At 66.4% G+C, this 18,825-nt stretch carries 17 protein-coding genes; 7 read left to right on the top strand and 10 right to left on the bottom strand.

The window, feature by feature from the left end:
* Nucleotides 1-63 precede the first annotated feature (63 nt).
* The 6 genes from ACFVVK_RS13285 to dinB form a co-directional block, all read right to left on the bottom strand.
* The gene (locus ACFVVK_RS13285; protein ID WP_390267453.1) at nucleotides 64-1,866 is read right to left on the bottom strand and encodes a peptidoglycan D,D-transpeptidase FtsI family protein; all 1,803 of its coding nucleotides are present in this window, start codon (nucleotides 1,864-1,866) and stop codon (nucleotides 64-66) included.
* 71 nt (nucleotides 1,867-1,937) lie between these two features.
* Nucleotides 1,938-2,645: a hypothetical protein gene (locus tag ACFVVK_RS13280; protein ID WP_390267450.1), complete on the bottom strand. Its 708-nt coding sequence runs from the start codon at nucleotides 2,643-2,645 to the stop codon at nucleotides 1,938-1,940.
* Entirely contained in the window at nucleotides 2,642-3,640 is a 999-nt protein-coding gene (rsmH, locus tag ACFVVK_RS13275; RefSeq protein ID WP_390267447.1) for a 16S rRNA (cytosine(1402)-N(4))-methyltransferase RsmH, read from the bottom strand. Before rsmH ends, ACFVVK_RS13280 begins: the two co-directional genes overlap by 4 nt.
* Nucleotides 3,641-3,843: 203 nt before the next feature.
* Entirely contained in the window at nucleotides 3,844-4,272 is a 429-nt protein-coding gene (mraZ, locus tag ACFVVK_RS13270) for a division/cell wall cluster transcriptional repressor MraZ (protein WP_090956633.1), read from the bottom strand.
* A gap of 401 nt (nucleotides 4,273-4,673) precedes the next feature.
* Complete coding sequence (locus ACFVVK_RS13265; protein WP_390267444.1) at nucleotides 4,674-5,045, bottom strand: DUF3040 domain-containing protein; 372 nt, start codon at nucleotides 5,043-5,045, stop codon at nucleotides 4,674-4,676.
* A 299-nt stretch (nucleotides 5,046-5,344) separates the two neighbouring features.
* Nucleotides 5,345-6,652 carry a DNA polymerase IV gene (dinB, locus tag ACFVVK_RS13260; protein ID WP_390267441.1) on the bottom strand — a complete coding sequence of 436 codons (1,308 nt, stop codon included), beginning with the start codon at nucleotides 6,650-6,652 and terminating at the stop codon, nucleotides 5,345-5,347.
* 245 nt (nucleotides 6,653-6,897) lie between these two features.
* Here dinB and ACFVVK_RS13255 point away from each other — a divergent pair, with 245 nt between their 5' ends.
* Together ACFVVK_RS13255 and ACFVVK_RS13250 are read left to right on the top strand one after the other, a co-directional pair.
* Nucleotides 6,898-7,425, top strand: coding sequence for a hypothetical protein (locus tag ACFVVK_RS13255; protein ID WP_390267438.1), 528 nt, complete (start codon nucleotides 6,898-6,900; stop codon nucleotides 7,423-7,425).
* Nucleotides 7,422-8,516 carry a polyprenyl synthetase family protein gene (locus ACFVVK_RS13250; RefSeq protein WP_390267435.1) on the top strand — a complete coding sequence of 365 codons (1,095 nt, stop codon included), beginning with the start codon at nucleotides 7,422-7,424 and terminating at the stop codon, nucleotides 8,514-8,516. Before ACFVVK_RS13255 ends, ACFVVK_RS13250 begins: the two co-directional genes overlap by 4 nt.
* A gap of 128 nt (nucleotides 8,517-8,644) precedes the next feature.
* Here ACFVVK_RS13250 and ACFVVK_RS13245 read toward each other — a convergent pair whose 3' ends face one another.
* Nucleotides 8,645-8,998 carry an Rv2175c family DNA-binding protein gene (locus ACFVVK_RS13245; RefSeq protein WP_390267432.1) on the bottom strand — a complete coding sequence of 118 codons (354 nt, stop codon included), beginning with the start codon at nucleotides 8,996-8,998 and terminating at the stop codon, nucleotides 8,645-8,647.
* A gap of 216 nt (nucleotides 8,999-9,214) precedes the next feature.
* Between ACFVVK_RS13245 and ACFVVK_RS13240 the strand changes: the two genes are divergently transcribed.
* Complete coding sequence (locus ACFVVK_RS13240) at nucleotides 9,215-10,615, top strand: LysM peptidoglycan-binding domain-containing protein (protein WP_390267429.1); 1,401 nt, start codon at nucleotides 9,215-9,217, stop codon at nucleotides 10,613-10,615.
* Between the two features lie 90 nt (nucleotides 10,616-10,705).
* A complete protein-coding gene (locus ACFVVK_RS13235) occupies nucleotides 10,706-12,853 on the top strand; it encodes a PASTA domain-containing protein (protein WP_390267425.1) in 2,148 nt (715 codons plus the stop codon).
* A 99-nt stretch (nucleotides 12,854-12,952) separates the two neighbouring features.
* On the opposite strand, the gene ACFVVK_RS13230 is transcribed toward ACFVVK_RS13235, so the two are convergent.
* Entirely contained in the window at nucleotides 12,953-14,344 is a 1,392-nt protein-coding gene (locus ACFVVK_RS13230) for a class II 3-deoxy-7-phosphoheptulonate synthase (protein ID WP_390267422.1), read from the bottom strand.
* 121 nt (nucleotides 14,345-14,465) lie between these two features.
* Nucleotides 14,466-15,263, bottom strand: a complete 798-nt coding sequence (locus tag ACFVVK_RS13225; RefSeq protein WP_390267673.1) for a lysophospholipid acyltransferase family protein — start codon at nucleotides 15,261-15,263, stop codon at nucleotides 14,466-14,468.
* Between the two features lie 113 nt (nucleotides 15,264-15,376).
* On the opposite strand from ACFVVK_RS13225, the gene ACFVVK_RS13220 reads away from it, so the two are divergent.
* The 3 genes from ACFVVK_RS13220 to ACFVVK_RS13210 are packed head-to-tail and all read left to right on the top strand — an operon-like array spanning nucleotide 15,377 to nucleotide 17,665.
* A complete protein-coding gene (locus ACFVVK_RS13220; protein ID WP_390267419.1) occupies nucleotides 15,377-16,174 on the top strand; it encodes an alpha/beta hydrolase in 798 nt (265 codons plus the stop codon).
* Complete coding sequence (locus ACFVVK_RS13215; RefSeq protein ID WP_390267415.1) at nucleotides 16,171-16,980, top strand: alpha/beta hydrolase; 810 nt, start codon at nucleotides 16,171-16,173, stop codon at nucleotides 16,978-16,980. The genes ACFVVK_RS13220 and ACFVVK_RS13215 overlap by 4 nt, the downstream gene beginning before the upstream one ends.
* Complete coding sequence (locus ACFVVK_RS13210; RefSeq protein ID WP_390267412.1) at nucleotides 16,973-17,665, top strand: hypothetical protein; 693 nt, start codon at nucleotides 16,973-16,975, stop codon at nucleotides 17,663-17,665. Before ACFVVK_RS13215 ends, ACFVVK_RS13210 begins: the two co-directional genes overlap by 8 nt.
* Before the next feature lie 51 nt (nucleotides 17,666-17,716).
* On the opposite strand, the gene ACFVVK_RS13205 is transcribed toward ACFVVK_RS13210, so the two are convergent.
* A complete protein-coding gene (locus tag ACFVVK_RS13205) occupies nucleotides 17,717-18,808 on the bottom strand; it encodes an ROK family glucokinase (RefSeq protein ID WP_390267409.1) in 1,092 nt (363 codons plus the stop codon).
* Nucleotides 18,809-18,825 lie beyond the last annotated feature (17 nt).

Here is an 18,825-nt window from a genome sequence, read left to right as displayed (position 1 = left end):
CGGCGCGCAGGCACTGTGGTGACGCGCCGGATGGTGACTTCCGGGTGGAGGGTGGAACAAGCGCTACTTGGCGTACTGCGGCAGCCGGACGGGTTGCCCGGTGGAGGGCTCGACGTTGAATGTGCGCAGCGTCTGGCTCATGACCGAACGGAACACCGGTCCGTTGGTGATTCCGTAGATGCTTCCCTTGGGCCGTTGCAGGACCACCTCAACAATAAACCGCGGATCGTCCATGGGCGCCATCCCCACCATGGAGGCGGTGTAGCCGCAGAACCCGCTTTTGCCGTCGTCGCAGGGCGACTCGGACGTGCCCGTCTTGGCGCCCACACGGTATCCGTCTATGGCGGCTTCCTTGATCTCCCCCTCGGTCACGGCGCTTTCCAGGATGTCGCGCACCTGTTTCGCGGTCTCTTTGGAGACGACCTGCCGCGGATCCTTGGCTGGGACTTTTTCCTCGGTCCCGTCCGGGCTGATGTAGCTGTCGATGAGCCGCGGCTGGAGCATCACGCCGTCGTTGGCGATGCTTTGGTAGGCCCGGACCGTCTGCAGGGTTGACTGGGCCACGCCCTGGCCGAAGAGGACGGTGTACTGCTGGCGGCCGTCCCATTGGTCCGCCGGGGTGAGGATTCCCTTGGATTCCGCCGGGAGGCCAATGTCGGGCGCCTCGCCGATGCCAAACTTCTTCAGCCAGTCATAGCGCTGTTGCTTGCTGAGGCGCTGGCCCACCATGACCGTTCCGGTATTCATGGAGTAGCCGACGATGCCGGCCAGGGTACGTTGCTCGGTGCCGTGTTCGAACGCGTCACTGAACGTCTGCCCGTCCAGGGTGTAGGTCGGCGGAATGGTGAAGGTATCCAGCGGACTGGACTTGCCCTCTTGGATAACTGCCGCAGCGGTGATCATCTTTTCCACGGATCCCGGCTCGTAGGCGGCGGTGACGGCCCTGACTCCGCGGTCCTCCGCGGCAACCTTGCCCGGGTCGTTGGGATCCGGCGCGTCGGTGTCCGCCATGGCAATGATGTTGCCCGTCTTGATGTCAGAGACCACGATCACGCCCCACTCGGCGCCGAGTTTGTCTTTTTGGCTTTGGATGGCCTGCTGGGAAAAGTACTGCAGGTCTGAGTTCAGCGTGAGCTTGATGTCCTTGCCGTTCACCGCGGGCGTCAGCTGGTCCACGCCCACGGGGATGCGCAGCCCGTCGGCACCGATTTCGAAGACCCGCTTGCCGGGGGTGCCTTTGAGGATCTCATCCTGGGTTTGTTCGAGCCCGGCCTGCCCGGTGGTGCCGTCGTGGAGGAATCCGACAATCCCGCCGGCTACCGAGCCGTTGGGATAGACGCGCTTGCTGGTGCCTTCGGTGACAATGCCCGGTATCTGAAGCTTGGATACCCGGTCCTCGACGTCGGGCTTGAGATCCTTGGCCACGATGTAATAGCGCTGGGTGCCGGTCAGGGCATCGCGCAGGTCACCGCGGTCCATCCCGAGTACCGCGGCCAGTTCGGATATGCCTTGGTCGCGGGTGACCTTGACCAGTTCATCCTTGCCATTGATGGTCTCGAGCCTGCGGAAGGACTCGGTCTTGGTGTTGACCGTCTGGTCCACCACGACGTTGTAGCGAATAACACTGCTGGCCAGAACCGTGCCCGATGAATCGAGGATGCTGCCGCGTTCCGCTGGCAGCACGATGGGCGTGAGCCGGTTATTGAGGGCCGCCTCTGCCATGCCCCCGATGTCCAGCCCCTGGACCAGGAACAGCTTGCCGCCAACCACCAGCAGCAGGGTCAGCATCAGGCCGAGCCCGACGCGGAGCCGCCGGGTGGCGTTTGGGGCTTTCGCCTTGCTGGCCTTGCCGGAGTTCCGCGCCACTGTGAGTCCTTGCTGCTTGCCTTGCTGGTGGTCTGAGAACGCTATTGCCCTGGACGTTACCGGTCCGGACGTTACTGCCCCGGAAGTTTCTGCGCGGGGGCCGGCACCGATCCGCCGTGGAGTTCCGCAGGCGGGGCGGCGGGCTTGGTGTTGGCCGGTTTCGTGTCAACCGGCTTGGTGTCGGCCGGTTTCGTGTCAACCGGCTTGGTGTCGGCCGGCTGGGTGTCAGCAGGCTGGGTGTAAGCCGTTTGGCGCTGCGCGAGCGGTTCATTCTCCGAAACCGGCGGAACCACGGTGATCTGTCCGGCGACAGCAGGTGCGGCGATGACGGCACCCGGCGCGTCGCCCTTGACGGCCGGCTTGGCCTTGCCGGTGACGCTCAGGGTGGAGAGGTCGATCTGGCCCTTGCCGACCGAAGCCACCATGCCCAGTTCCGTGGCCTTGGCCGCGAGGTTCTGCGGGGCGTCGAAGTTCTGGACCTGTTGGGTGAGGTCCTGGTTCTGCTTGGCCAGGGTGGTCTGCTCGCTGCGCAGCTGGACCAGCTGGTACTGGGCCGAGGAGACCGAGATGTTCAGCACCAGCACGGCCATGAGGGCAATGGCCAGCATGCCGAAGCAGAGGACGACGAACGGCGCGCGGCGCTTGCGGGGTGCCGAACGGACCAGCGACAGCGGAGTGCGCGACTTCCGGGCCGGACCGGTGACCGGGCGGATGCCTGGCAGGGCACGCGCAGTAGCGCCCTGGACAACGGGGTAGCTGTTGACGGCGGCGTTGCTCATGCTGCTCTCCTGGCTTTGATGCGTTCGACGGCGCGCAGCCGGGCGGAAGCTGCGCGGGGGTTTTCGGCGATTTCAGCGGCTGTGGGCACCTCGGTGCCCTTTGTCAGGGTCTTGAGTTCGGCTTTGTGTTCTTCGAGTTCGACGGGGAAGCCGACCGGGGCCGAGGACTTCGATCCGGCTTGGAAGAAGCCCTTGACGATCTTGTCCTCGAGGGAGTGGTAGGACATGACCACTACACGGCCGCCCGGGGCGATGGCTTCGATGGCTGCCGGGATGGCACGCTCCAGGACGTCCAGTTCCTCGTTAACCTCGATCCGGAGCGCCTGGAAGGTGCGCTTCGCCGGGTGCCCGCCGGTCTTGGCGGCCCCGGACGGCACCACGGAACGGATCTGTTCGACGAGTTCGCCGGTAGTGGTGAACGGCTTCTCGGCGCGCGCAGCCACAATCCTGTTCGCGATGCGGCCGGCGAACTTTTCTTCTCCCCATTTCCGGATGATCCGGACGAGGTCTTCTTCGCTGTAGGTGTTGACGACGTCGGCCGCCGTCTGGCCGCGGCTGGTGTCCATCCGCATGTCCAGGGGCGCGTCGAAGGAGTAGGCAAAACCGCGCTCCCGCTCGTCCAGTTGCAGCGAGGAGACACCAAGATCCATGAGGACGCCGTGGACTTCGGTGAACCCAAGGTCTTCGAGGACGTCCGGGATTTCGTCGTAGACGGCGTGGACCAGGTCGGTGCGGGCGGCGAAGGGTGCCAGCCGCTCCCCCGCAAGTGCCAAGGCTTCCTCATCGCGGTCGATGCCGATCAGGTGGAGATCTGGAAAGCGCTGGAGGAGGGCCTCGGAGTGGCCGCCCATGCCGAGCGTCGCGTCGATCACCACAGGTGTCTCGCCGCGGCCCCTGGCAGCCTCGAAGCCCGGGGCCAACAAATTGATGCACCGGTCCTTGAGGACCGGTACATGGCGTTCGGACGTGGGCTTCGCCTGGTCGGGGTCCGTCATGCCTTGGTCCTTTCGTTGGCTAGGTTCGGCTGCGCGTTGCTCGTTGCTGGTGGGTGCTCTTAAGCAACATTCCTTGGTCCAGGTCCCCATCCGCGCCTATCCTGCGCCGGCCTGGCTCCGGGGAAGTGAGCCAGGACAGCAGCCTGATGGGCGGCTGGAGATCTCGATCAAGGAACGTTGTGTGCTGGTGGAACAGTTGGGATTCAGAGAATCCCCGGTATGGCGTCGTCCGTTTCCGAAAAGGCGGTTTCCTTTTCAGCCAAGTACTCGCTCCAAGCCTGGGCGTCCCAAATCTCTGCGCGGGATCCTGCGCCGATGACGGCGAGTTCCCGGCCGAGACCTGCGTACTCCCGGAGCGCCGGCGGAATCGTCACGCGCCCCTGCTTGTCAGGTACCTCGTCCGAGGCTCCAGAGAGGAAAACACGGATGTAGTCACGTGCTTGCTTGGAGGAAATTGGAGCCTCCCGCATCTGCTCGTGAACCCGGCCGAATTCCGCCTCACTGAAGACGTAGATGCAACGCTCCTGGCCCCGTGTGAGAACCAGCCCGCTGGCAAGCTCCTCACGGAACTTCGCTGGGAGGATAATTCGACCTTTTTCGTCCAGACGCGGCGAATGGGTGCCGAGAAACACGGCCCACCGCCTGTCTTTTCTAGGAAGTCCAACGTCCCCTGTGCTGCCACTACCCTCTTACGTCCTCCACATTACTCCACATCGCTCCACAGTCAACGACACGCCCGGGATGTTGAGACAAATTTGCGGTGATTTGTCCCCGCGGTTGCCAGCATCTGCAAGGAATTGGGTCTGTGGTGGAAAGTGGAGCGTTTTTTGGTGGTTGCTTTGCCCCACCTCCACGGTTTGGGCCGTGAGGACCCATGCGACGCCGCATCAGCTCCGGGACACCCCCAGTGGCAGCCTTTACACACCCGACATTGCCGCTTAAATGGCGAAAGACCCGCCGAAGCGGGTCTTTCACCGTCCCCCGGCGGGCCGGTGGCGGAAAGTGGAGGGCCCAGGAAGCCCTCGCCGGCGGTTCAGGGTTCTCCCCGGTGCCGTTCGTCCCAGCGCTGCTCGAGATTGCTCATGAAGGAACTGCGCGGCTTGCCCTGCTTGCGGCCCCTCGCACCCCGGCCTTTGCCGACGGCCGAGCTGCGCATCGTGGCAAAGTACACACCGGCGCCCATCACAACGAAGCCCAAAACGCCAACGAAAATGTTCTGGATGGATACGCCGACCAGCAACAGCAGGACTCCAGCGAGTGTTGCGAGCACCCCGATGACAAGGTGGCGGGTGGACCACGAGCGCCCGGGGACCGATCCCATCGAGCTTGCGAACTTGGGATCGTCCTCATGCAGCTGCTTCTCAAGTTGCTCCAGCAACTTCTGTTCGTGCTCCGAGAGCGGCATTGCGACCTCCTCAAGTCTGCCAACGTCGGGACTTGACGCGGCCTTTGGCTTAAACCCCTAACGCCCGGGATTCGGAAGTGGTTCCCGTTCACCGCCCTTGGCGAAAGGGGCAATTCCGTAGTCCCGTGCCGGTCTTCAGCAGGCCAGGTCGTTGCCGAACGGTCGATCTAGTCGTCCTAAACCTAGGTATTAATAAGGATAGATTGTCGCGGCCTGTTCTGAAAGACAGTCTTAAGGCCCGGTCCCGCGCTGGCAGGCCTGAAAGGGGACGGCCCGGCAGCCCTCACACAGCCAGAGGCTCAGCCGCCGGGGCTCCCCCGGCCGGCGCTTCCCTGGTCGGCGATTCGCCGGCCGTTTGCGGGGTCAATGTTAGCGGGGTGGCTTTTCGCTGGGTCGTTGTGTGCACGATCGTTGTTTGCCGGCTCGTTGTGCGCTCGATCGTTGTTTTCGGGTTCGTTGCTCGCTGGGTCGAGGAGCCGTGCCGGCAGAACCGACTTGTTGCCGAACTTTCGAGTGACGGCGTCGAGCGCTTGTTCTGCAGCCCTCCAGTTGTCGTCCCGGCGGTCCAGGCTGAGTTGCAGGGGGGCGCGAGCAGCCTCTTCCAGCTGCTCCGCACGGATGCCCACGAGCCGGACGGTCATGGGCCTTTCGCCCACCGACTCCAGGAGCTGGAGTGCCACGGCGTAGAGCAGTTGCGCACTATCGATCGGGGTGCTCACCGTGCGGCTGCGGGTGATGGTGGAAAAGTCCGCGTAGCGCAGCTTCAGCGCCACGGTGCGGGCATGCATTCCCGCGCCGCGCAGGCGCTCGGCAGTCCGGTGCGAGAGCCGCAGCAGCTCGCGGTGGAGCAGGGCGTCATCCGCTGTGTCTGTGGCAAAGGTCTCTTCTGCTCCGATGCTCTTTTCCAGCCGCACCGGCGTCACCAGCCGCGGGTCGATGCCCCAGGCGAGACGGTAGACGTGCTCCCCCGAGGCGCCCAGCAGTTTCCGCAGCGAGGGCAACGGCGACGCGGCAACGTCGGCCACCGTCCGGATGCCCCGCCGGGCGAGCACCTCAACCGTCTTCCCCCCGACCCCCCAGAGTGCGCCGACGGGAAGGCTGTGGAGGTACGGAACGGTTTCCTCCGGCGTGATCAGCAGCAGGCCGTCCGGTTTGCAGCGGGTGGAAGCGATTTTGGCCACGAACTTGCTCGCGGCTATGCCGACCGACGCCGTAATCCCCAGTTCCCGGGCGACGCGGGCGCGGATCAGTTCGCCAATCTCCCGGGGCGGACCCAGCCTCCGGATGGCTCCCCCGACGTCCAGGAACGCCTCATCCACACTGAGCGGCTCCACGAGGTCGGTGATGGAACCAAAGATGGCCATGATCTGGCCGGACACTTCGTAGTAGAGCTTGTGCCGGGGCTCGATGACCACTGCCGAGGGACACATGCGGGCCGCAACCGCCATAGGCATCGCTGACCTGACGCCGAATGCCCGGGCTTCGTAGGATGCGGAAAGCACAACGGACCGGTCCGCCGGATAGCCGACGATCACGGGCCTTCCCTTCAGCTCGGGACGGCTGCGCAGCTCCACCGAGACAAAGAATGCGTCCATGTCAACGTGCATGATGCTGCTGCGCCGCAGTTCCCGCAACGTGTCCTCACTGAAGCGGCCGGGAGGCTGGCCTCCGGCGGGTGCATCTTTCAGCCGTCGCTGGTGATTGTTTGCAATGTCTGAGTGATTGTCGCGGTGATTGTCTGAGTGATTGTCTGCGTCCGGCCCCACGCCTTCAATCCTATGCCTGGGGACTGACTAAACTGGAGGCTGATTCCGCGTCAACCCCACGCGTCAACACCAGGAGGAAAATCCCTGTGAAGGTATTTGGACAGCGCAAACGTGCCACAGCGGCCCTCGCGGCGGCGGGCATGTCACTGGCCTTGGCCGCCTGCACGCCTGCCGGCACCGGGGCCACGGCGGCCTCGCCGACGTCGAGCCCGGCCGCTTCACAGCAGTCCTCCACGACCGCTCCCCCAAGCCCGTCCGCGGAGCCCGGCACCTCGGCCACGGTTGGCGCCCTGGTTCCCGGATTCCCGCAGAGGCTGCTGCCGCTCATGCCCGGGGCCAAGGTGGTTTCCAGCAGCTTGGACAAGACCACCGTGCCGGCAACGGTGGCCCTCGTCGGCGGCATCAGCGCCCCTGCAGCCGATGTCCTGACCTTTTACACCAAGGGGCTCCAGGCCCAGGGCTTCAAGGCCGTTCCGGGAGAAACCGTGGGCGCACTGCCCTCCAAGGACTTCCTTCGCGGCGACAGCGAGACCGTGAACATCTCCGTCATGGAGTCCCGTGGCGTATCCACCTTCACGATTGGCGCTAACGTCGCTGCCGGATCCGTCAAGTGAGCGTCACCGAACAGCTCCGGCTCGAGCAGACGGCCTTCGTGGCCGCCGTCGCCGGCAAGCTCACGGATTTCCTGACCAGCCGCCAGGCTGTCATGTCCTCGATCTCGCAGGACATCGACCCGCTGATGGGCTCGATCTCCAACCTGGTCACGGGAGGGAAGCGCCTCCGGGCACTGATGTGCTACTGGGGCTGGCGCGGGGCCGGCGGCGAGGCCAACGCGGCCGAGGTGGTCACCGCAGGCTCAGCCCTGGAACTCTTCCAGGCTGCGGCCCTGATCCACGACGACATCATTGACCGCTCGGACACCCGCCGGGGCGGCCCCAGCGTCCATCGCCGCTTCAGCGAACTGCACGAAAAGCAGGGCTGGGCGCTGGACCGCGAACGGTTCGGCCACGCGGCCGCCATCCTCACCGGCGACCTTTGCCTGTCCTTCAGCGAGGAATCTTTTACGGAAATCGGACACCGCGCCGCGTCCGGCAGCCCGGCACGGCTGATTTTCAACCTCATGCGAGCTGAAGTGATGGCCGGACAGTACCTGGACATCCTGGAGGAGGTCGCAGGGCCGCGGCGTGACCGCGCCGGTGCCGTCAGCCGGGCCCAGTCCATCATCCGGTTCAAGTCGGCCAAATACTCCACCGAACACCCGCTCGCGCTCGGCGGTGCGTTGGCCGGAGCAGGCGACGAGTTGCTGCGCGGCTACTCGGCGTTCGCCCTGCCGCTGGGCGAGGCGTTCCAGATGCGGGACGACGTCCTTGGCGTCTTCGGCGACCCTGTCACGACCGGCAAACCGGCCGGGGACGATCTCCGCGAGGGCAAGCGGACGGTGCTGGTGGCTTTTGCCCTGGACCAGGCCTCCGCGGCCGAATCGGAGTTCATCGACGCCAGGCTCGGCGACCCACGCCTCAGCGACGCGGACATCACGGAGATCCGGCGGATCATTGTGGACTCCGGCGCGCTCCAGGCCACCGAGCTGCTCATTGAAGAGTTCGGCAAGGCCGCCTTCACCTCCTTGGACCTCCTGCCGCTGGAGGAGCTTCCCAAGACCGCGCTCCGCAAGCTTGCGGAAGCAGCCGTCAGCCGGGCTTCCTGATCCGGGCTGCCACGGGCTCCCGCTCCTGCACACAAGGAGGAACGCCGCGGGCCGGGCGCAGCAATATTCGCTGCACCCGGCCCGCCGCACGATTTTAAATCCTGTTTCTATCCTTTGCCGCAGCGCTCCTACCAGGCCAGGGACTGGGCCCGGCGGCGGATTTCGGTCTTGCGGCCTTCGCGGAGGGCGTCGATTGGCCGCCCACGCAGCGACTCGTCCGGAGTGAAGAGCCAGTTGATCAGTTCCTCGTCCGAAAAGCCGGCGTCCGCGAGGACCACAATGGTGCCTTTCAGGCTTTCCACTGCGTGACCGTCCTGGATGAATGCCGCCGGTACCGAGCGGATGCGCCGGTCACCGATTCTTATGGCCGCCAGCGCACGCTCGTCCAGAAGTGCGTGGACCTTGGTAATAGACACATTAAGAGCCTGTGCGACATCGGGCAGGGGCAGCCATTCGCCCACGAGGTTTTCTACATTACTCACGGATAAAGATTGCCACGGCCGGTGCCCGGTCGCCTAGTCGGGGCCGACACTCCGTCGGCTCCCGACTTTCGGAATATCGCCGGGTTCTTGTGCTAACCGCAAATTCATGAGAGATTCACATAGATCACATTTGTAACAGCAATAACTTTTGTCACACTGGTAACAACACTTGTACCGGCCTGACCACAGCGTTGCCGCTGAGAAGAGGATCTTTCAATGACAACCTCACGTGCGTCACAGCACCACCCGAGGCCCAGCCTGCCGCTGATCGCGGCGACGACGGCGGCGCTGCCCGCCGTCGTGCTTTCCTCCCTGGCGGTCGCCCAGCCTGCCGCTGCGGAGCCCCGTGCCCGTGCCGTCCCGGCCACCCTGGCGGCCGCGATGCGTGCCCAGGCAAAGGCGGACGTGACCACGGCTCTCAAGGGTTCGCTGATCCCCGCCGCTTCCGTCCCGGCAGCCCTGCCCAACGCCCTGCGCCCGGCCAAGGCCGCGCCTCCGGCCCAGTACACCATTGCCCGCGGTGACACCATCAGCGCCGTTGCCGGCCGCTATGGCCTGGACACCCACGCCGTGCTCAAGCTGAACAATCTGCAGGCGAATACGATCATCTACCCCGGGCAGAAGATCAAGCTGACGGGTTCGAAGGCGGCGCCGGCAGCCACGGCATCCGCCTCTGCCACGGTCAAGACAGCCACTGCCGCGTCGGGCACCGGCAGCGTTTACATCGTCAAGGCCGGCGACACCCTCAGCGCCATCGCTGCCCGCCACGGCGTCGGCCTTTCCCAGGTCTTCAAGTGGAACGGGCTCGGCATGGGCTCCATCATCTACCCCGGACAGAAGATCAAGCTCGGCGGCGGTTCCACTCCCGCTGCCCCTTCCGCTACCGCCCAGTCGGCGCCCACCGCAACGCGGCCGGCACCCGCCAAAACACCGGCCAGCTCCGGTTCCTACACGATCAAGGCCGGCGACACGCTCTCCGGCATTGCCGCGCGGAACGGCGTTCGACTCTCTGACGTCCTGTCCGCCAACCGGCTGACGATGTCGAGCATTATCTACCCGGGCCAGAAGCTCGTTATTCCCGGTGCGTCCACGATCGCACCGGCTTCGAGCAAGCCCGCCGCGACTACACCGCTGGTGCCCAGCACGTTCCTCGGATTCACCTATCCGGCCGCCGTGGTGAGCTCGGCGAACCAGAACAAGGCGCTGCTCAACGCCGCTCCGGTCCCCAGCCGCGAACAGATGAAATCGATCGTGGCGGACACCGCGCGGCGCATGGGCGTGGACGCCAGCCTGGCCCTCGCCTTCGCGTACCAGGAATCGGGCTTCAACCAGCGAGCCGTGTCCCCGGCCAACGCGATCGGCACCATGCAGGTCATCCCGTCCTCCGGCCGGTGGGCCTCTGACCTGGTCGGGCGGAACCTGAACCTGCTGGATCCGTACGACAACGCCACGGCAGGAGTCGCCATCATCCGCCAGCTGGTCAATTCGAGCGCTGATCTGGACACCGCGGTCGCGGGCTACTACCAGGGCCAGTACTCGGTCAGCCAAAACGGCATGTTCGAGGACACCAAGGCGTACGTCGCCGCCATCAAGGCCAACCGGACGCTGTTCAGGTAGGCACTCGCGCTTGACCACAGCGTTTGACCCTACGGGCCCGGATCGCATGTTGATCCGGGCCCGCTTCTGTCCAACGACTACGATTGTAGGGTGCAAGAATACGTGTCGGACACTCTCGTCGGGAACCTGGTGGATAACCGCTACCAGGTTCAATCCAGGCTTGCCCGCGGCGGCATGTCCACCGTGTACCTCGCAACGGACCAGCGCCTGGAGCGCGATGTGGCACTGAAAGTGCTGCACCCCCACCTGGCGGACGACCCTCAGTTCCTGCATCGTCTGGGACGGGAAGCCAAAGCTGCCGCCAGGCTCTCCCACCCCCACGTGGTGGGCGTCCTGGACCAGGGTGAGGATGGCCGGCTCGCCTACCTCGTCATGGAGTTCATCAAGGGCCACACGCTGCGCGACGTCCTCAAAGAGAAGGGCGCCCTGTCACCGAGGCTGGCCCTGGCCCTGATCGATCCCGTCGTCGAGGGGCTCGGTGCCGCACATGCCGCCGGAATGATTCACCGCGACATCAAGCCGGAAAACGTCCTGATCGCCGACGACGGCCGGATCAAGCTCGGCGACTTCGGCCTGGCGCGCGCAATCTCGACGTCCACGAGCACCGGGGCCCTGATCGGGACTGTCGCCTACCTCTCCCCCGAGCTTGTCCTGGGCAAGCAGGCAGACGCGCGCAGCGACATCTACTCGGTGGGGATCATGCTCTACGAAATGATCACCGGCCGGCAGCCGTTCGACGGTGAGGTGCCCATCCAGGTCGCCTACCAGCACGTCAACTCCACCGTGGGGCCTCCGTCCGCCCACGTGCCCGGGCTGGCCGCGGAGATCGACGAGCTCGTCCAGTGGTGCACCGACAGGGACCCGGACAAGCGCCCCGTCGACGGCGCGGCTCTGTTATCCGAACTCCGTCACATCAGGACAAACCTCAGCGACGCCGAGCTCGACCTCCAGCCGCCGGCGGCCGTGCGCAGCGTGCTGCCGCCGGCCGCCCCGCCCGCCAGACGGCCCGGCGGCACCGCTCCGGGGCCGGATGCGCAGGAGACTGCCTACCTGCAGCCCGCCGCCGGGATGCCAACCGAGGTCTACGGCGGCCTCCAGCAGCCCACCGAGATGATCTCCCGCAACAGCGGCAACCCGACCACCGTGATGGGCAACGCCCCGCGGCGTCCCGCATATGGGCCGCTGTCTCCTCCGGACGAGCCGGCGTACCAGGACGCCCCCGGCTATGGCGAGCCGGGGGACGCCGCACCTGCGCCCAGCAAACGCGTCCAGCGCAAGTTGGAGCGGGACGACGTCAAGGCACGGCAGCGCGCGGCGGCCACGCCCACCAAGACCCTCCACGAAGGGAACGCCCGACGCCGCGGGCTGCTGTGGATTGTCCTGCTGGTGGTCGCGGCGCTGCTCGCCGCCGTCGCCGGCTGGTTCTTCGGTATGGGTCCCGGTTCGCCGGGGACGGTTCCCCCGGTGGCGAACAAGACCGTTGCCGAAGCCCAGGCCCTGCTCCGCACCGCGGGGTTCCAGTCCACCGTCAGGGATGTCTTCGACGACGACGTCTCCCCGGGTATTGTGGTCCGCTCCGACCCGACTGCCGGGAAGGTCATTCGGAAATTCGAGCCCGTGTTGCTGGCCGTCTCCAAGGGCCCGGAACTGTTCCCGCTGGCAGACCTCACCGGCAAATCCCTGGACGAGGCCAAGACCGCCCTTAACCGCGCCCAAATGGCCCTTGGCCCTGTTACTGAAACGTTTGACGAGAAGGCGCCTGCCGGGACTGTCCTGGCCCAGGCGCCGCGCAGCGGCAACCCGGTCAGGCACGGGACCCCAGTAGGGCTGACGGTCTCGAAGGGTCCGCAGCCCATCCCGGTACCGGATGTCCGGGGCCAGGCGCAGGACGCCGCCGTGAGTGCCATCGAAGCCGCCGGACTGAAGGCCGTCGTCGCCCCGGCGCCCGTCAATGACCGGAACGTCCCCAAGGGTGCAGTCGTGGCGCAGGACCCGGCCTCGGGCAACCTGACCAAGGGCGGCTCCGTGACGCTGACCATTTCCGACGGCCCCAAGCTCGTGGACGTCCCGAGCTTCATCGGGAAGCAGGCCCTAGAAGCGCAAGATGCTCTGCAAAAGCTCGGATTCAAGGTCCAGATCAATGAAATCCTGGGCGGATTCTTCGGCACCGTCCGCGCCCAGGATCCGGTGAACACTAAGGTCCCGGAAGGCTCGACCATCACGCTGACCGTCGTCTGACGGCCGCCGCCTCCTCGGTCCGACCAGGCTCATCGCATAAAGAAGCTCCGCCGGCTGGTCCAGCCGGCGGAGCAACTTGTCAGTGGCGTTGTCGGCGCGTCAGCGCTTGGCGAGCGCGCCGGCCACGAGGAACGCCATCTCGAGGGACTGCATGTGGTTCAGGCGCGGATCGCAGACTGACTCGTAGCGGTCAAGGAACGCTTCCTGATCGACCGGGTCGGCCCCACCGAGGCACTCGGCGACGTCGTCACCCGTCATCTCCACGTGCAGGCCGCCGGGAACGGTGCCGAGCGCGTGGTGGACCTCAAAGAATCCGCGCACTTCGTCGATGACGTCATCGAAATTGCGGGTCTTGTAACCGTTGGGCGAGGTGACCGTATTGCCGTGCATGGGGTCGGTGACCCAGAGGACCTGCGCGCCGGAGGCGGTGACGCGCTCGACAACCGCCGGGAGCTTTTCGCGGATGTTGCCTGCGCCCATGCGCGTGATGAAGGTCAGCCGGCCCGGCTCCCGCTCCGGATCCAGCTTGTCGATCAGGCGCAGGGCGTCGTCGCCGCTCGTCGTCGGGCCAAGCTTGACGCCGATGGGATTGCGCACGCGGGCGAGGAAGTCAACGTGCGCGTGATCCAGCTCGCGGGTGCGCTCCCCGATCCACAGGAAGTGTGACGACGTGTCGTAGGGCAGACCGGTGCGCGAGTCGATGCGGGTCAGGGCGCGCTCGTAATCGAGCAGCAGGGCCTCGTGGCTCGCGTAAAACTCCACGCGCTTGAGCGCTTCAAAGTCGGCGCCGCAGGAGTCCATGAACTTGATGGCGCGGTCGATGTCCCGGGCCAGCGACTCGTAGCGGGCGTGGGCGGGGTTCTCGGTGAAGCCCTTGTTCCACTGGTGCACCAGGCGCAAGTCCGCGAAACCGCCCTGCGTGAATGCACGGATCAGGTTCAGCGTGGAGGCGGAGGTGTGGTATGCCTTGAGCATTCGGGCCGCATCATGGGCGCGGGACTCGGGGGTGAAGTCGTAGCCGTTGACGATGTCGCCGCGGTAGGCCGGAAGGGTGACGCCGTCGCGGGTTTCGTCGTTGGAGGAGCGGGGCTTGGCGAACTGGCCCGCCATGCGGCCCATCTTGATGACCGGCATGGCCGCCCCGTACGTGAGCACAACGGCCATCTGCAGGATGGTCCGGACGCGGGCACTGATCCTGTCCGCCGTGGCCGCCTCGAAGGTCTCGGCGCAGTCCCCGCCCTGGAGCAGGAAGGCTTTGCCCTGTGCGGCGGCGGCAAGCCGTTCGCGGAGGATGTCCACTTCGCCGGCAAACACGAGGGGCGGGAGGGCGGAGAGTTCCTTGACAGACGCCTTGAAAACAGCCGGGTCCGACCATGTGGGCTGCTGCGAGGCCGGCAGATCCCGCCAGTTGTCCAGTCCGGGATAGTTGGCGGCTCCACTCTGGGCGGTGCTGGTCAGCGGGGAAACTGGTTTCTCAGATAGCTCGGTCACCCTCTAAGGATAGTTGTCCCGCCGGTGTTCGGCGGCCCGGCCTGTCATTGACAGCCGCGGTACCGTCACATGACGCGAATCAGGCAGCCCGCATGCCTGCCCGCGCGGCAGCTGGCAAAGCTCACGCCGTGCCGGGAACCTCCGGCCCGTCCTCTCCGGCCACCGTCGGGCCGTGGTCCGGGGAGGGTTCCACTGCCGTTTCAGGAGCTGCGGCTGCTTCCGGAGTTGCATCCTGCGTTTTACCGGCCAGACGGAGCTTCACGACGGCGGCGTACTCGTCCACGTATTCCTGCCCGGACAGCCGCATGAGTTCGTACATGATCTCGTCGGTCACCGAACGCTGGATGATCCGGTCGTCTTCCCTCCCGTAATAGCGGCTGAAGTCGAGCGGTTCGCCGAAGATCATGCCGATCCGCCGGATGTTGGGCACGCGCTTGCCGATCGGCTGGACCTTGTCAGTTCCGATCATCGCCACGGGAATGACGGGGACCCGGGCCTGCAGCGCGAGGCGGGCAACGCCGACCTTGCCCCGGTAAAGGTGCCCGTCGGGGCTGCGGGTGCCCTCGGGATAGATGCCCAGGAGGGAACCGTTCCTGAGGACGTCCATGCCGGCGTTGAGGGACAGCGCGGACGCGGCACCCCCGGACCTGTCCATGGGGAGCTGGTTGGTGAGCCGAAAGAAAGCCGCGGTCAGCTTGCCTTTGATCCCGGTGCCGGTGAAGTATTCGGCCTTCGCCAGGAACACGACCGGCCGCGGCACCATGACGGGCATGAAGATGGAATCCGAGAAGGAGAGGTGGTTCGAGGCCAGGATGGCGGGCCCTTCGGCCGGAACGTTGTCGAGGCCCTTGACCCAGGGCCGGAACAGCAGCCTAAGGATTGGGCCAAGGACAAATGTCTTCACGAACCAATAGAACACTTGGCGACCTCTCCGGAAGGCGTCTGGCCGGCCGCCCGAATCGGGTCCGGCCAGGACTTCAATGGACACCTTACTCTAGTGAGTTTTGCCGCCAAGGGTGACACGATGGGCTCATGACTGAAAGCAGCATGTCCCCGGCGCCGGCCGCTTTCAGCTACCCCGGCCACGGCCCCAACGCCCGGATCGGAGTGGCCATCTGCCACGGCTTTACCGGCAGCCCCCACAGCATCCTGCCATGGGCCGAGCACCTCGCCGCCGAGGGGTTCGCGGTGTCCGTCCCGCTGCTGCCCGGGCACGGCACCCACTGGCGGGACCTGGCCCGGCAGAACTGGCAGGACTGGTACGCGGCGTTCGAAACGGCCTACCTGGACCTGGCCGCCCGCACCAGCGAATGCTACGTCGCCGGGCTCTCCATGGGCGGCACGATCGCCCTGCGTACCGCAGCCCGCCACACGGTCGCCGGAGTGGCCGCGGTCAACCCCGGACTGAGCTTCTACGACCGCAGGGTCCGGATTGTGGGACTGCTCAAGTACTTCCAACGCACCACTACGCCGCTCCAGGAGGAAAATTCCACGGCGTCTGCCACCGACGACGGCGATTACTCCGTGACCCCGCTGGCGGCCGTCCACCAGTTGAGCCGGCTGTTCTCCGCGACGCTCCGCCAGCTTCCGGCCGTCCGGTGCCCTGTCCTGGTCTTCAAGTCCGATACCGACGCCGTGGTCCCGCCGTCGTCCGTCGAACTGCTGCGCAGGCGCCTGGGGTCCCGGGACCTCAGGGTGGTCCGCCTCCCGGGCAGCGGCCATGTTGCGACCCTCGATGTTGATGCGCCGCTACTCTTTGAGGAATCAGCCCGCTTCTTCCTTCAGCACGCCCGCTCCACGCCGCCCGCAGCCCCCTCGGAGAACCCATGAACATCGTCCCGGACCATTCGCCGTTCAGCAGTGCGTTCACTGGCACCGGCCCCCGGGCCGGCGTCGTGGTATGCCACGGCTTCACCGGCAGCCCGCATGGCGTGCGGGACTGGGCACAGTCCCTGGCGGCCGCCGGATTCGCCGTCCGGCTGCCCCTGCTGCCCGGACACGGAACGAGCTGGCAGGATCTGGCCAGGACCCGCTGGCAGGACTGGCACGGCGCAGTGGACGCGGCCTACTGTGAGTTGGCCGAAGACTGCGACGTCGTGGTGATGGCAGGGCTGTCCATGGGCGGGGCACTGGCGCTTCGGATTGCCGCCACCCGCGCCGTTGCGGGGGTTGTCGCAGTCAACCCCGGGCTGGTCATCGATGACCGCCGCGCCCCGATGGCGGGTTACTTGAGGTTCATCCTTAAGAGCACGCCCGCAATCGCCAATGACATTCTCAAACCCGACACGGATGAATGCGCCTATCCGCGGACACCCGTGGCGGCAGCGCACGAGCTCAACAGGATGTTCAAGGACACCGTGCGACTGCTGCCTCGCGTAACGGCGCCCGTCCGGGTCTACCGTTCCACAGTGGACCACGTGGTTTCCGAGTCCAGCATGAGGGCGCTGAAGCGTGGGTTGACCAACGCCCCGCTCGAGGTGCTCCGGCTGGAAAACAGCTATCACGTGGCTACCATGGACAACGACGCGCCCGAAATCTTCCGCGGCACGGCCGAATTCGTCCGGTCCGTGGCACGCTCCCTTAGTTTGGACTCGGGCTCCGCCCGCGCTCCCCGGAAGGACACGGCCAATGACTAAGCCGGACCCCGACGTCCCGGATCCGGAAACTCCGGACCCGGATCCAGCAGACGCGCGCTCCCCGGACATGGCTTCCGGCGCCCACCCAGGCAGTGACGGCGCAACCGACGACGACGCCGTCTGGCTGGATCTCGTCGCCAGGCTTCAAGGCGTCGGGGACGGCGGGACCGCCGGCCCCGGCTGGCCGGACGAACACGGCCCCGCGGGCAGCGAAAAAGACAGCACCGGCAAAGGCAGCACCGGCGCCGGCGGCAGGGCCGGCGGGACCGCTTCAACGGCCAGGACGTTCCGTGACTTTGACCCGCTGGGTCTCGCGGGCGCGGCGCCCAAGGAGCTCTCCGCCGCGGAACGGCTGCGGCAAGCAGGCGGCGACCCTGCTGCCGTGGGTGGGGACGAGGAACCGGACCCGGCCTCTGGCCCGCGCGATTACGAGCCTGAGGACGACGACGGCGCGTTTGTCCCGGAGGAGCCGCCCAGCCTGGCGGGAGCAGATCCGCTGACCGTCCTCGCCTGGATTGGCGCCGTGGGCGGGCCCGTGGCGCTCGTGCTCTCGGCAATGTTCTGGCGCTCGGCTCCGCTGCTCGCGATCCTTGGCATCGTGACCGTATTCGCGGCCTCGGTGGTTTTCCTGATCATGAAGCTGCCGGGCGAGAAGGACGAGTACGACGACGGTGCCCGCGTCTAGGCTGCCTGGTTTCCACGCGGCTGGTTCGTCCGCTGTTCCGTTGAGCGCTTTTTACGTGTGCATGCGGCTGCTGACCCGGGAGAGGTCGGCGGCGCCGATCAGGCCGGCGTTGGGGCCAAGGGCCGCCAGGGCAATTTCCGCCGCCGGCCGGAAGCCGCGGCCGGTGAGGTTCCGCGAGAACGCTTTCCGGGCCGGCGCGACGAGGAGCTCGCCGGCGTCGCACAGTCCGCCGCCGATCACGAACTTCCCGGGATCCAGGGCGGCTGCAAGGTTTGCCAGTCCGAGGCCGAGCCACTCCCCGACGTCCTCGATAAGCTCGCGCGATGTCGGGTCGCCGGCTTCGGCCAGCTCAGTCACGGTCACGCCCGTGATGCGACCTACGTCTCCGTCCACGGCCCGCAGCAGCTCCTGGGCTACCGGGGAATTGGCGGCGGCGAGCTCCCGCGCCTCGCGGCCAAGCGCGTTGCCGGAGGCGTACTGCTCCCAGCAGCCCCGGTTGCCGCACTCGCAACGGTGGCCGCCGGGCATGATGATCTGGTGCCCGAACTCCCCCGCCACACCAAAGCGGCCGCGTTCCAGGCGCCCGTCCATCACCATGGCGCCGCCGATCCCGGTGCCCAAGGTGATGCAGACCAGCCGGCTCTGACCCTGGCCGGCGCCGAAGCGCCATTCAGCCCAAGCGGCGGCATCGGCGTCGTTGGTCAGCAAAACGGGGCGGCGCAGCAGCCGCTGCAGGTTTTCACGCAGCGGTTCATTGCGCCACGCGAGGTGCGGACTGAAGAGGACAGTCGCGCCGTCCAGGTCCATCCAGCCGGCGGCGCCGATGCCCACGGACCAGATCCGGTGACCGGCACCCAGTTCCTCGACCAGTTCGACGATGACCTGTTCCACGGCGCGCGGGTCGTTGCCCGGGGTGGAGCGCTTCGCCTGGCTGAGGATCCGCCCCTCAGCATCGACGACGCCGGCAGCCACCTTCGTACCGCCGATATCGACGCCGATCGCCAGGCCCTTGCGGCCCAGCCTCAGGTGCGAGCGGAAATCGTGGCCGGCCGCGTTGGCAGCCGCTCCGGCCACGGTCCTGCTGCGCCAGGCCGCGGTGCGGGCGCGCAGGCCGGGCTGCCGTCCGGGTGTTGGTGTCTGCATGATCCCCCATTCTATTC

Origin of the sequence: Arthrobacter sp. NPDC058192 (genome assembly GCF_042883665.1) — a bacterium.
GTDB lineage: Bacteria > Actinomycetota > Actinomycetes > Actinomycetales > Micrococcaceae > Arthrobacter.
Note: the sequence above shows the minus strand (reverse complement) of the source record. Positions and strands in the feature narration are given on the sequence as shown.